Origin of the sequence: Halolamina litorea (genome assembly GCF_026616205.1) — an archaeon.
In the GTDB taxonomy this organism is placed as follows: Archaea; Halobacteriota; Halobacteria; order Halobacteriales; family Haloferacaceae; genus Halolamina; species Halolamina litorea.
This window is the reverse complement of the sequence record NZ_JANHGR010000001.1, coordinates 1,161,119-1,174,754: the sequence shown is the minus strand read 5'-3', so window position 1 is coordinate 1,174,754 and position 13,636 is coordinate 1,161,119. Positions and strand designations below refer to the sequence as shown.

Annotated in this window: 10 protein-coding genes; 3 read left to right on the top strand and 7 right to left on the bottom strand. The window is 67.6% G+C overall.

The genetic code is table 11. The features are described 5' to 3' along the window. The first annotated feature begins 109 nt into the window (after positions 1-109). Entirely contained in the window at positions 110-1,306 is a 1,197-nt protein-coding gene (locus NO998_RS06165) for a dipeptidase (protein ID WP_267646217.1), read from the top strand. Between the two features lie 93 nt (positions 1,307-1,399). Here the strand turns inward: NO998_RS06165 and NO998_RS06160 are convergent, their stop codons facing one another. The 7 genes from NO998_RS06160 to NO998_RS06130 form a co-directional block, all read right to left on the bottom strand. After that, positions 1,400-1,633 (bottom strand): hypothetical protein, encoded by a 234-nt coding sequence (locus NO998_RS06160; RefSeq protein WP_267646216.1) that lies wholly within the window; start codon positions 1,631-1,633, stop codon positions 1,400-1,402. Between the two features lie 95 nt (positions 1,634-1,728). Continuing rightward, positions 1,729-4,098, bottom strand: coding sequence for a dipeptide ABC transporter ATP-binding protein (locus NO998_RS06155; protein WP_267646215.1), 2,370 nt, complete (start codon positions 4,096-4,098; stop codon positions 1,729-1,731). Then, a complete protein-coding gene (locus NO998_RS06150; RefSeq protein ID WP_267646214.1) occupies positions 4,095-5,054 on the bottom strand; it encodes an ABC transporter permease in 960 nt (319 codons plus the stop codon). The genes NO998_RS06155 and NO998_RS06150 overlap by 4 nt, the downstream gene beginning before the upstream one ends. Beyond that, positions 5,054-6,040, bottom strand: coding sequence for an ABC transporter permease (locus NO998_RS06145; RefSeq protein WP_267646213.1), 987 nt, complete (start codon positions 6,038-6,040; stop codon positions 5,054-5,056). The genes NO998_RS06150 and NO998_RS06145 overlap by 1 nt, the downstream gene beginning before the upstream one ends. Before the next feature lie 19 nt (positions 6,041-6,059). Further along, positions 6,060-7,907: an ABC transporter substrate-binding protein gene (locus NO998_RS06140; RefSeq protein ID WP_267646212.1), complete on the bottom strand. Its 1,848-nt coding sequence runs from the start codon at positions 7,905-7,907 to the stop codon at positions 6,060-6,062. Positions 7,908-8,017: 110 nt separating this feature from the next. Continuing rightward, the gene (locus NO998_RS06135; RefSeq protein ID WP_267646211.1) at positions 8,018-9,844 is read right to left on the bottom strand and encodes a S9 family peptidase; all 1,827 of its coding nucleotides are present in this window, start codon (positions 9,842-9,844) and stop codon (positions 8,018-8,020) included. Continuing rightward, positions 9,841-10,773, bottom strand: coding sequence for an alpha/beta fold hydrolase (locus NO998_RS06130; protein WP_267646210.1), 933 nt, complete (start codon positions 10,771-10,773; stop codon positions 9,841-9,843). The genes NO998_RS06135 and NO998_RS06130 overlap by 4 nt, the downstream gene beginning before the upstream one ends. A 128-nt stretch (positions 10,774-10,901) precedes the next feature. Here NO998_RS06130 and NO998_RS06125 point away from each other — a divergent pair, with 128 nt between their 5' ends. After that, a complete protein-coding gene (locus tag NO998_RS06125) occupies positions 10,902-12,377 on the top strand; it encodes an amidase (RefSeq protein WP_267646209.1) in 1,476 nt (491 codons plus the stop codon). A 61-nt stretch (positions 12,378-12,438) separates the two neighbouring features. Then, positions 12,439-13,611 (top strand): dipeptidase, encoded by a 1,173-nt coding sequence (locus NO998_RS06120; protein WP_267646208.1) that lies wholly within the window; start codon positions 12,439-12,441, stop codon positions 13,609-13,611. Positions 13,612-13,636 lie beyond the last annotated feature (25 nt).

Genomic DNA, 13,636 nt, shown 5'->3' with positions numbered 1-13,636 from the left:
CCCGGTCACCGTCACCGACTCGTCAGCGACTGGGAGCGGGGCGTCTGCTCGGGGGTGTAGCCCACGACACGCTCGGAAGAACTATTCATGTGGCGTAATAGCGTAACCCATGGTTACGCGAAAGCAGTACGACGGGTACGAGCCGTACGACTACCTCGAGGCCGGCGAGGACTACGAGGCGTTCGCGACGCAAGCGGACCCACACTTCTTCGGGGAACCGTACAGCATCCCGCTGGACGACGACGAGGCGGCACGCGCCGAGCGCCTCGGGGCGGAGGAGACGGTCGTCTCGCTGCACGAACACGCGTTCTACTTCCCCGAGAACATCGAGGAGATCGACGACTACTGCCGGCAGGGGCGGGCGATGACCGCCTACCACGCGTTGGCGGCGTCGAACCTCGACGCGGTGTTCGACTGGCACCTCGACGGCGTGCTCCGGATGCACTCGAAGAACGGCTGGAAGTTCTCGGAGGTCGTTCACGACCTCGGGATCAGGGCTGCTGACATCGCGAAACAGGATTTCGTGGTCCGCGCCGGGAGCGTCGACGACATCCGTGCGGCCCACGAGAACGGGCAGGTCGCCATCGTCCCGAGCATCGAGGGCTGCATGATGATCGAGAACGAGATCGATCGACTCGACGTCCTCTACGGGCTCGGGGTCCGTGCGTTGGGCATCACCTACAGCGAGTCGAACGCCCTCGGAACGGGGATCAACGACGAGGACAGCGACGGGGGGCTGACGAGCTTCGGCGAGGACGCCGTCGAACGGATGAACAAACTCGGCATCCTGATCGACCCGAGCCACGCGAGCAGGCAGACGACGCTCGACACCTGCGAGGCGAGTACGGACCCGGTGATGCTCTCTCACAACGGCGCACGGGAACTGCTCGACATCACCCGTCTCGACGAAGACGAGGTGCTCGAGGCCGTCGCGGACACCGGCGGCGTCATCGGGATCCAGAGCGCACCACACAACGTCGCCTCCCCGGACCACCCGAAACACACGATCGAGTCGGTGATGGACCACTTCCAGTACGTCGAGGAGCTGGTCGGCATCGACCACGTCTCGTTCGGCCCGGACACGCTGTACGGCGACCACGTCGGCCTGCACAAGTACATGGGGAAGAACTACGACAAGTACCCCGACTGGCAGGAAATCGAGTTCGACTACGTCGAGGGGATGGAGAACCCCACCGAGGCGTGGCACAACATCGTCCGGTGGCTCGTCCGTGAAGGCTACAGCGACGAGGAGATCCGCAAGGTCACCGGCGGAAACACGCTGCGAGTGCTCGAAACGGTCTGGTAGCGCGGCTGTCGCCGATCGCTCGCAACGAGTTCGAACGCGGAAACTTTCCGATATCTCGGCGCGCCGGCACCGGCACGTGTCTGAGTCGGCGCCTCAGTTGAGCGCCGAGTAGCCGACGACGCCGGAGACGCCGATGAGGCCGACGCCGACGGCGATCACCATGAGCTGGTCGAACGTCGACGCCAGCAGCCCCGAGAACGCGCCGAACACGGCGAAGGAGAACCCCAGCGCGGCCAACAGGGCGGCGACGCTCAGCGTCACGAGGAACAGTTTCTGGCCGCCGGCAGCGATGAGTCGACTCAGTGGGTTCGAAGCGTTCGCAGTCATCGAGTAATCACGTGGCTCGGTGCCACATAACGGTGTCGGCGCGGCGGCGGGCCGCGCCGTAGTCGCACACGGATGCCGCCGACCGTCACCGCGCCTTAGTCGTACAGGTGACAGGCGACCTGTCGCCCGTCCTCGAACTCGACCAGCTCCGGCCGGTCCAGTTCACACGGCGTCGTGAACGCGTCTTCCAGCCGGTCGGCCGCCGCCCCGTCGTCGCCGTCGGCGAGCGCCGTCAGGGCGTCGTCGACGACCGACTCGGCCTCGGGGTCGACGAACTCGCCGTCGAAGCGCCGGGCCTTGATCGCATCGGCGACCGACGCGGGGTCGTCCGGGTCGGCGCTGTCCTGCCGGGCGCGGGCGACCCGCACCGTGCCGGCGTCGATGGCCTGCCGCAGGTCCATCAGTTCGCGGAACCGCCCGTCGGCGAACTCGAACTCCGCCGGCGGGATCACGGCCGGACAACGGGTGTGGAACCGACAGCCCGACGGCGGATCGCGCGGCGACGGTGGGTCGCCGCCGATCTCCGCCGGTTCGCGCTCGACCGTCGGGTCCGGCACGGGAACGGAGTCGACCAGCGCCTTCGTGTATGGGTGTTTCGGGTCCTCCACGATCCGGTCGGTGTCGCCGGTCTCGACGAACTCGCCGAGGTACATCACGCCGGTCCGGTCGCTGACGTTCCGGATCAGGCTGAGGTCGTGGCTGATGATCGACAGCGTCAGCCCCTCGTCCCGCCGGAGTCGCCGGAGGATGTTGAGCACGCTCGCCCGGATGCTCACGTCGAGCATCGACACCGGCTCGTCGGCGAGGAGGAAGCGCGGGTCGACGACCAGCGCCCGCGCGATGGAGACACGCTGGCGCTCACCGCCGCTGAGTTGGTCCGGGAACCGACTCAGGTACTCCTCGGCCGGCGAGAGGCCCACCTCTTCGAGCGTCGCCCGTGCGACCTCGATCCGCTCGGTGTAGGTCAGGTCGTCGTCGAGCAGCGCCAACGGCTCCGTCAGCGTCTGCTGGATCGTCATCCGCGGGTTCAGGCTCTCGAAGGGGTCCTGGAAGATGACCTGTGCGGCCCGGCGGAACTCCTCGTTGGGGATGTCGCCGATGGCCTCGCCGTCGAGGGACATCGTTCCCTCCGTCGGCTGGTGGAGGTTCAGCATCGTCCGGCCCAGCGTCGACTTCCCGCAACCGGACTCGCCGACGATACCGAATATTTCGCCCTCCTTCACGTCGAAGGAGACGCCGTCGACTGCTTTCACCGGCGTCGGCTCCCGACCGAGGATGGAGTCGAGCAGCCCCGACTCGGCGTCGAAGTACTTCTTCACGCCGTCGGCGGCGAACACCGTCTCGTCGCCGGGTTCGACGGCGTCGCCGCCGCCGGCGATGCCGCCCCACGTCTCGGGGTCGGCGGCGTCCTCGCGCAGGCGCTCCACGTCGTCGACGTAGTGACAGCGCGAGCGGTGGCCGTCGGCGTCGCTCCCGGCGGCGTTCGGGTCGGCGCCGTCGTCGACGGCGGCGAGTTCGGGCCGGTAGCTCTCGCACTCCTCGGTCGCGAACGGACAGCGCTCGACGAACGGGCAGCCGGTGTGTTCGCCCTTCAGCTCCGGGGCGGTCCCGGGGATGTCCACGAGGTCGCGGTCCGGGTCGGTGATATCCGGGAAGGAGTTCGCCAGCCCCATCGTGTAGGGGTTCGAGGGGTCGGTGAACACCTCCTCGGCGGTGCCGACCTCCATGAGTTCGCCGGCGTACATCACGCCAACGTCGTCACAGATCTCGGCCATCACGCCGATGTCGTGGCTGATCACCAGCACCGCCACGCCCATCTCGGCCTGCAGTTCCGCGAGTTCCGAGAGGATCTCGTCCTGCACGACCACGTCCAGCGCCGTCGTCGGCTCGTCGGCGATGATGAGGTCCGGATCGCAGGACATCGCCATCGCGATGACCGCGCGCTGGAGCATGCCGCCGGAGAACTCGTGGGGGTAGTCGTTCAGCCGGTCGGGGGTGAGGCCGACCTGCTCGAAGAGGTCCTCGGCGTGGGTCTTGGCCTCGTCCTGGCTCCGGTCGGTGTGGAGTTGGATCACGTCGAGGATCTGTGAGCCGACCGTCTCGACGGGGTTGAGCGCGTTCATCACGTTCTGGGGGATCGTCGCGATCTCGTCCCAGCGCGCCGCGCGCAGTTCGTCGTCGGACACCTCGGTGAGGTCACGGCCGTCCTTCCGGACCGAGCCGCCGGTGACCTCGCCGTTGTCGTCCAGCAGCCCGATCAGCGAGCGGGCGGCGGTGGTCTTCCCACAGCCGGACTCGCCGACGAGGCCGAACGTCGTGCCCGCCTCGATGGAGAAGCTCACGTTCTGCACCGCGTGTACGTCGGCCTCGTCGTCCATGCGGTAGGTGATCGAGAGGTCCTCGACTTCGAGGACCGTCTCGTCGTCCGGTTCGTCGGGCGTCGTGGGTGTCGTCGCGCTGCTCATGAGTTACCTCCGGGGTTCATCACGTCTTCGAGGCTGTAGCCGATGAAGTAGAACGACGCCGCCAGCAGGGCGATCATCAGCCCCGGCGGGATGAGCCACCACGGCGCCGTGTAGATGTAGCCTTCCACCTGTATCCACTGGAGCATCGTGCCCCAGGAGACCTGCGTGAAGTCCGCCAGCCCCAGGAACGCGAGGCTCGCTTGGATCAGGATGGCGAAGGCGGCGTCCTGTGCGAGGTAGATGAACCCCAGCGGCAGGACGTTCGGCAGGATGTGACGCCACATGATGCGGAAGTCGCTGGCGCCGCTCGCCTCGGCCGCCTCGATGAACGGCCGCTTCGACAGCGAGAGCACCTGTCCACGGATCACGATGGCGTTGTTCAGCCACGACTTGGCGACGATGCCGAGGATGATGTTCGTCGTCGTCACGCCGTTGATGAACACCAGCACGATCACCAGCGGCAGGAACGGCAGCCCGTACATCACGTCGACGACGCGCTGGATCCCCTCGTCGACCCACGTGTTGCTGTAGAAGCCGCTGATGATGCCCAGCGGCACGCCGACCAGCGAGGAGAGGACCCCCGCGGCCAGCCCGATGAACAGCGCGGTGCGCGAGCCGTAGATCAGCTGTGTGAGGATCCCGTGGCCGAGGCTGTCGGTGCCCAGCGGCGCGAAGAAGGGGTCCCCGAACGCCGGCGGGTGGGGCAACTGCCCGGCCTGTTGGAAGGTGGGGTTGTTCCCGAACGCCTGCCACTCCAGTGGGTGCGGGGCGATGTACGGCGCGAAGATCGCCACGAAGGAGATCGCCGCGATGATGAACAGCCCCGTCACGCCGAGTCGGGACTCGGTGAACTGGTCCCACGTCCGTCGGACGCCGACGGCGAAGGGGTAGAGTCGCTCGCGGAGTTGGCTTTGCGTGCCCGGCTCCGTGTCGGCGTCGGCGGTTTCGGCCGCCATCAGGCCTCACCCCCGAACTCGATCCGCGGGTCGATCATGGTGTAGACCACGTCCGTGATGAGCCGCAGGACGATGATGATGACCCCGAGCGTGTAGAACGCCGCCAGCGCCGTCGGCAGGTCCTTCGCGAAGATGGCGTCGACGAGCAACTCGCCGATGCCCGGCCACGAGAACACCGTCTCGACGATGACCGAGCCGTCGATCATGAACGCGATGCCGATGATGGCCTGCGTGACGACCGGGATCAGCGCGTTCCGGGCGCCAAAGCGGGTCATCACGGTCGGCTCGTCGTACCCCTGTGCGCGGGCGAAGTCGACGTAGTCGGCGTCGACCACGTCCTGCATCGTCGTCCGCATGATGAGCATCGGCCCGGCCCAGCCCACCAGCGCGAGCGAGAGCACGGGAATGGTCATGTGCAACAGGAGGTTGAACACCGCCTCGAACCACGCGAAGCTGGTGGTGTACGGCGGCACCATCGAGCCGCTGGGGAACCAGTTGAGTTCGTAGGAGAACACCCCCACGAGGATCCACGCCAGCCAGAAAAAGGGGATCGAGTACATGAACAGCCCCGTGGTGAACCCCGCGAGGTCGGTCTTCGACCCGCGGTTCCAGCCGAGGTATGTCCCGATCACCGTGCCCAGCGAGTACTGCAGCATGAACGCCGGGGCGAACAGCACGATCGTCGGCACCAGTCGCTCGACCAGTCGCTCGCGGACCGGTTCCAGCGTCTGGACCGAGTAGCCGAAGTCGAAGAACGTCACCGACGTGATGAACTCGACGTACTGGAGCCAGATGGGTTGGTTCAGGCCGAAGCGCTGCTCGATGTTCTCGATCTGTTCGGTCGTCATCCCGGGACCGATCAGCGCGTCGATCGGACTGCCCGGCATGGCGTGCATCAGGGCGAACAGCAGCGTCGCCAGCACGTAGACGGTGAGGACGCTGATCGCCACCCGCCGGAGGAGATATCTTCCAGTTATTTGGACCATTGAGTGGGTGGAGGGGGAGTCAGGCCTGTCGGACGTTCAGGTACGTCCACGGGTTCTGCGTGATGCCGCCAGGGAGCTTCACCCAGCCGGTGTAGGCGTTCGAGGAAGCGTGGAGCCGGTTGGGGTACTCCGTCACCAACACGGGCTGGTCCTCGTAGACCTGCGCCAGCGCTTCCTTGGTGGCCTGCTGTTGTTCCTCGGGCTCGTAGGTCGTCTGGACCGCCGAGATGAGGTCGTCGGCGTTCGTGTACCCCATCGGGTTGAGGTTCACGTTGTCGCTGCTGGAGTCGGCGTCGACGCTGCTGCTGGTGAGCCAGAAGCCCATGTACATGTGGGGCTTGGGCATCCAGATCCAGCCCGAGGACCACATGTCGAAGTCCTCCTGTCCCCAGATGAGGGAGTTCTGGCTCCCTTCGGCGACCGGTTCGGTCTCCGCCGGGATACCGACCTCGTTGAGGTTCTCGACGAACCGTGCGCCGGCCTGTGCCTCGACGGGCGCGGTACTCGGCGGCGTGATGACGAGGCTGATCGGCCCCTGGCCGGCGTCGCCGGCGTTGTTCGTGTGGGCCTCCGTCAGCAGTTCGCCGTCGACACGGATCTCCTGGTCGCCGGTGACCTGCGGCGACTCGACGGAGCCGAACGTGTAGTCGTGTTCGCCGTCGGCGTTCTCGAGGAACTCACGGGCCCGCTCCACGTCGAGTTGGCCGTCCTCGGTCATGTAGGGGCCGTGTTGGATGGGGCTGTCGAAGCTGTCGGGGCGCCACGGGTCGTACACCTTCGCGGCGACGTAGTCGCCGGTCTCGGTCATGCCCCGTCGCAGTTGGCTCTGGAGGTAGTTGAACGGGTAGATGAACCCCAGGCTCTGCCGGAACGGCTTGTCGTCGAACGGCGTCCGGCGCATGTTGTGGGCGATGTAGTTGTAGCCACGCGCTCGGGAGTTCCACACCTTCGCGGAGTCGGCGTCCTGTAGCTGGAACGCGCGGTTGGGGGCGATGGAGTTGTACGTCAGGTCCACGTTCCCCTGGCGGAGCTCCTCGACCAGCGTCGTCATGTCGCCGAAGACGCGGAACCGGAGGCCGTCGACGTAGGGACCCTCGTGGATCTCGTCGGGCATCAGGTCGGGGTTGCTGTTCAGTTCGTACCAGTTCCCCGGACTGGAGTCCGACCACTCGAACCCCTGGGCGCCGATGAGTTCGTCGGGGGAGTACTGGGTGTAGTCGTCGACCTCCTGCCAGACGTGGGCGGGCAGGAGCGGCACCGCGAACACGCCGGTCTCGGGCGTGAACACCGCGGCCGTCGACGCCTCGAGTTCGAAGCTGAGTTCGTACTCGCCGGTGGCTTCGATGCTGGCGATCTGGTTGGTGTTCGACTCGTAGCGGTGGCCGGAGTTGTCCATCAGGTACTGGAACCACCACGCCACGCCCTCGGCGTTCAGCGGCTCGCCGTCGGACCACTGGAACCCCTCGGTGAGCGTGACCTCGCCGGTCAGGGAGTCGGGGTCGAACGACCAGTCGTTGAACACGTACGGGTGGGTGTTGTCCACGTCGGCGGGGTCACGGACCGTCGGGTACGGGTAGAGGCGGTCCATGATGGCCCACGCGTCGGCGTCGGACGTCACGAGCGGGTTGAACGCTTGTGGCTCGGCGCCGAGGCCGACGACCGGGCGGCCGCCGGTCTGGACGTCCTCCTCCGTCGAGAGCGGGGTCCCCTCGGCGGTGCTGCTCGGTTCGTCGGTGGCGCTGTCGGTGCCGTCACCGTCGCCGCCGCCGGTACAGCCGGCGAGGCCGATGGCGCCGCCGACGACGCTGTATCGGAGTATCGACCGCCGGTCTATCAACTGCTGGGGGTCTGGGCTGTCATCAACCATGGGACTCTAACACATGGGTTCGACGCACCCACCATAAGTCTTAGCATACCTCCCCCCGTAGGGGGGGTCACAAACCCAACCCCGCGGCCGAAAAAGGCCCGAAACCGGGGTCAGAGGTGCTCGTCGAACCACGCGCGGGTCTGCTCGACCGAATCGCGGCGGTTCGCCTCGTCGCGGAAGCCGTGACCCTCGTTCTCGTAGATGGTGGCGTCGAAGGGGACCGGCCCGTCGTCGAGTTCGTCGATGAGTTCCTCGGCCTGATTGATCGGGACGCGCTCGTCCTCGGCGCCGTGGAGCACGCGCAGCGGCGTCTCCACGCGGTCGAGGTTGAACGCCGCGCTGGCCGCGCGGTAGAGGTCCTCCTGCTCGTCGGGGGTGCCACCCATGTCCCGCTCGGTGAGCAGGCGACCGACGCGATCGACCTCCTCGTAGTCGGTGAACTGGTTCGAGACGCCGTACCACTCGACGCCGGCGTCCCAGACCTCGGGGTAGCGCGTGATGCTCATGAGCGTCATGAAGCCGCCCCACGAGCCGCCGTAGATGCCGACGCTGTCGGTCGTGTAGGGCAGTGAGCGCACGTACCGGGCCGCCTCGCGGGCGTCGTCGACCTGCCCGCCGTGCCAGTCGCCCATGGAGAGCTCCTGGAACGGTCGCCCGTAGCCGCCCGAGCCACGGAAGTCGATGGCGAACACGACGTAGCCGTGGGCCGCGAGGTACTGCTCGATGGGGTGCCAGCCGTCGCCGTACTGGAAGTGGCCGCCGCCGTGGACCTGCACGAGCGTCGGCGCGGGGTCGTCCTCGGTGACGCCCTCGGGCTTGTAGAGGTAGCCGTTGACGTAGCCGCCGTCGAAGCTCTCGTAGGTGACGTTCTCGGGGACGATGACGCCCTCCGGCACCTCGGGGTCGCGGAGTTGCTCCTCGTGGCCTCCCGCGGTCGGGATGGCGCGCGGGTGGGGCGGTAGCTCCGCCTCGGCGTAGGAGAAGCCGAGGTACTCCCCGTCGGGCGAGAGCGCCACCGGGCCGGCGCCGAAGACGCCGTCGTGGACGGTCACACGGGTCGGGATGCCCCGGGCGTCGCTCTCGTCGTGGAGCAACATCGCTTCGAGTTGCTGCTTGCCGCGCTCGCGGGTCGGGAAGAACAGCCGGTCCTCGCCGTCCCAGAGGGGCTGCTGTACGTTGTACTGGTGGGAGGCCTCTACCGGGTAGATCTCCCGGTTACCCGTCCGGAGGTTGTGGACGTGCACGTCCTCGGAGTGACGGTACCACGGCTCCGCGACCTCCTTCGCGAAGAACGCGACCTTGTCGCCCGACGGCGACCACGAGGGAACCGCGGTCACGCTCAGTCCGCGGGTGAGCCGGTCGACCTCGCCCGTACCGACGTGGACGACGTGGGCCTCGTCGGCCCAGTCGCGGCCGTGCCAGTCGGCGGCGCCGACGAAGGCGATCCGGTCGCCCTCCGGCGACCACGAGGGCTCCCAGCGCTTGTCGTCGTGGGGGTTCGCGCCCTCGGTGATCCGTTCGAGGTTCGAGCCGTCGCGGTCGACGACCCAGATGTCGTTGCCGGCGTCGCCGCGGCCGGAGACGAACGCGATCCGGTCGCCGTCGGGGGAGAACCGCGGCGCGTTGTCGAAGGACTCACTCGGCGCCGGCGTCGACTCCTCGCCGGTCTCGGTGTCGAGGACGCGGACGTCGCCGCCGCGGGTGTAGAGCAGGTGGCGCCCCTCGGGGCACCAGTCGACTTGGCCCCAGCGCCCGGAGATGCGCTCGTCGAACGCCTTCACGCGCTCGGAGGCGTCGATGTCGAATCGGTAGTCGTAGACGGTGTCCTCGCCGCGCTCGCGCTCGACGTAGGTCAGCCGTCGGGGCGTGCCGGGGCGCCAAGAAACGGAGAGCGCGTCGGCGAGGTTCATCACGTCCGGATCGCTGGTCTCGGTCATCGCCGCTCACCCCCGTCGGCAGAGGCAGTTTTCGCCTCGGCGTAGGGGTCGCCGAACCCGATCTCGTCGAAGAACTCCCGGACCCGGTCGATGTACTGGTCGTGTTGGTCGAGGTTCGGCGAGTGGCCGCTCTTCTCGAAGATCACCAGCCGCGAGTCGGGCAGGAGGTCGGCGATCTCGACGCTGGCCTCCGGCGGCGTGATCCAGTCGTGGCGGCCGACCGTGACCAGCCCGGGGGCGTCTACGTCCGGCAGGTCGTCGGTGTAGTCCATGTTCGGGTAGGCGTTGGTGAACATCTCGTTGTGGGTCTCGTGGTGGAAGTCGCGCTCGGCGGTGGATTTCTTGGCGCCCGCCTCGTCGAACTCGTCGAGGTTCGGGGCGTACAGCGGCAGCATGCCGAGCCAGATGCGCTCGAACTCCGCGTCGGACTCGACGTTGCCGTCCATGACCGTCATGAACTCCTCCCACGTGATGTCGGGGAGGTCGAAGTGTCGGGCCTTCATGTCGTCCCACGACTCCCGGGCGTTCTCCACGGAGTTGTCCTCGTAGGCGTGGGAGGCGGCGGTGTCCCGGAGGACGAAGCCGTTGAACCGGTCCTCGTCGCTGAATCGGGTGGCGTACTCCTGAGTGATGAAGCCGCCGTAGGAGCCGCCGATCAGCACCACGTCGTCGAGGTCGAGGTGCTCGATCAGTCCGTGACAGTCCTTCGCGTACTGTGCGTTCGAGTAGGGCTCGGTCAGGCTCGACTGGCCACAGCCCCGGTGGTCGTACACCACCAGCCGGTAGGCGTCGGTGAGCGCCTCGAACGCTTCCTTCCCCTTCTGGTGGTCGCTGATACCCGGCCCGCCGTGCAGTGACACGATCGCGGGCGCGTCGTCCGGGCCGTGGACCTCGTAGTAGAGGTCGGCCCCGTTGATGTCTGCGTACATTACCTTCGGACTCAACTCTCGACCGGGTTGGGAAATAGCTTGTGTACCGGTGCCACATCCCACAATACCGGCAAACGGTGCCGGACCCGGCGCTACGTTGAAGGCGGCCCCACCGAACTGGGAACCGTATGCCACCACAGCACACACCCAATCCAGCGGCCCTCAGACAGTACGCAGAGCGACTCTCGCTGTCGATCGACGGCGACGAGGCGGCGGCGCTCGCCGAGCAGTTCGCCGAACAGGACGCCGTCCTCGACGCCCTCGACGCGCTCGTTCTGGACGACCCGCCGGAACGGGACTACTGGGACCCGGACCCCGAGGAGGACGAACTCGGGGGGTGGCTGACCCGCTGTGACGTGGCGCGCGATGGCGTCGGCGGGCCGCTCGACGGGCTGACCGTCGGGGTGAAGGACAACGTCGCCGTCGCCGGCGTGCCGATGACCTGTGGCTCCCCGCTGTTGACAGACCCGGCGTTCGTCCCGGCACGCGATGCGACCGTCGTGGACCGACTGCTCGATGCGGGGGCCCGGATCACCGGCAAGACCAACATGGACGAGTTCGCCTTCGGCGGCAGCCGGGAGAGCCTGCGCTTCCGACTCGCGCGGAACCCCCGCGACCCGGAGCGTCAGCCCGGGAGTTCCTCGGCGGGCAGCGGCGTCGTCGCCGCGACGGGGGAGGTGGACCTCGCCATCGGGAGCGACACCGGCGGCTCGATCCGGTTCCCCGCCGCGTGGTCCGGCGTGCCGGGGATCAAGCCGACCCGCGGGCTGGTGAGCCACGACGGGTTCGTCCAGTACGCGAAGACGCTGGACAACGTCGGTTTCCTCGCCCCGAGCGTCGAGAACCTCGCGCTGGGTCTCGACGCCGTCGCCGGTCCGGACCCGCGCGACGAGCGCACCTGCGGGCACGAGGCCGAGGAGTACGCCGCCAGCGTCGCCGACGCCGACCCGGCGGCTCTGACGATCGGTCTCCCCGAGGAACTGTTCGGGAAGGCCCCCGATCTGGACGAGGTGGTCCGCGAGGCCGTCGACGAACTGGAGGCCGCCGGCGCGAGTGTTCGCTCGGTGTCGATCACCGACTACGACTACTGGCTGCCGGCGTGGCTCGGGATCGGCATGACCGAGGTGGGGAACTACCTCGCGTCGAACGCCACGAACTACTGGTCGTTCTCGCCGGGCGACCCCGAACTCGCCGCGCGACTGCAGGAAGCGCGTGTCGCGGGTGAACCGGAACTCGGCGCGTCGCTCCAGGCCGCGATGCTCTACGCCGAACACCGGACCGCGACCGACGGCGACGCCGCCTACGCGCTGGCTCACGAGGCCCGCCGGCGCGTCGCGGCCGGCGTCGACGGCGCGCTCGCGGAGGTGGACGTACTCGCGTCGCCGACGGTGCCGAAGCTGGCGCCGACCTGGGACGAGGCCGTCGACGACCTGTTCGGCGCGCTGTCGAACACCGGGCCGTTCAACGTCACCGGCCACCCCGCCGTCAGCGTCCCCTGTGGCACCGTCGACGAACTCCCAGTCGGGCTCCAGTTCATCGCCCCGCGCGGCGCCGACGCGACGGCGCTCCGGGCGGGAGCGGCGTGGACGGGCCTCGACGGCTGAGTTTCGTGTGATGTTGTGACGACCCAAACGGCTAAGTGCGAGTCAGGCTCCTGTGAGAACCATGGGTGCCGACAAGCAGTACGACGGGTACCAGCCGTACGACTACCTCGAAGCCGGCGAGGACTACCGGACGTTCCCGCTGAGCAGCAAAACCGCGGGGTTCCCCCCGCGGGAAATCGAACTCACCAGTGAGGAGGAGGCGCGGGTCGACGACCTCACCGATGACACCGTGCTCTCGCTGCACGAACACGCCTTCCAGTTCCCCGACGACATCGACGAGGACCTGTTCGACTACATCCGTGAGGGGCGGATCCACACCGCCTACGAGTTCCTCGCGGAGACGAGCCTCGACGCGGTCTTCGACATGCAGTTGGACGGGCTCTCCAGCGTCCACTCGCTCAACGGGTGGAAGTGGGACGACATCACCCACGAGGTCAGCATGCGGGCCTGTGACCTCATGCACTCGGACTACGCCTTCCAGTGCCGGACTGTCGACGACATCCACCGTGCCCGGGAGGAGGGGAAGCTCGCGGTCGTCCAGTGTGTCGAGTCGGCGGCGATGATCGAGAACGAACTCGACCGGATCGAACAGCTCTACGGGATGGGCGTCCGCTCGATGGGGATCACCTACAGCGCCTCCAACGCGCTCGGTACCGGTGGCGGCGACATCCACGAGCGCGACGGCGGCCTGACCGGCTTCGGCGTCAAGGCGGTCGAGCGGATGAACAACGTGGGGATGGCCGTCTCGGTGAGTCACGCCAGCCCGCAGACCTCACTCGACGTGTGTGAGGTGGCCGAGAAGCCCGTCTTCGACACCCACGCGCTCGCACAGGGTGCGGGGATGGGCGCCCGCGGAACCTCCGACGAGGTGTTCGAGGCCATCGCCGACACCGGCGGGGTCGTCGGCCTGCTCTCCTCGACGCACCTGCCGGACATCGAGACGTACATGGAACACTTCGAGTACGTCGTCGACCTCATCGGCATCGATCACGTCGCGTTCGGGCCGGACGTGCTCTACGGCAACCACACCGAACTGCTCCGGGTGCTCTCGTCGTTCCACGGGATGGAACTGCCCGAGTCGACGCTCGAGAGCGAGTACGTCGACGGACTGGAGAACCCCACCGAAGCGTGGCAGAACATCCCGCGCTGGCTCGTCGCCAACGGCTACAGCGACGAGGAGATCCGCAAGGTGCTCGGCGGCAACGTCATCGACGCGCTCGAACAGATCTGGTAAGCCGGGGTCCGCTCCACGTCGTCCA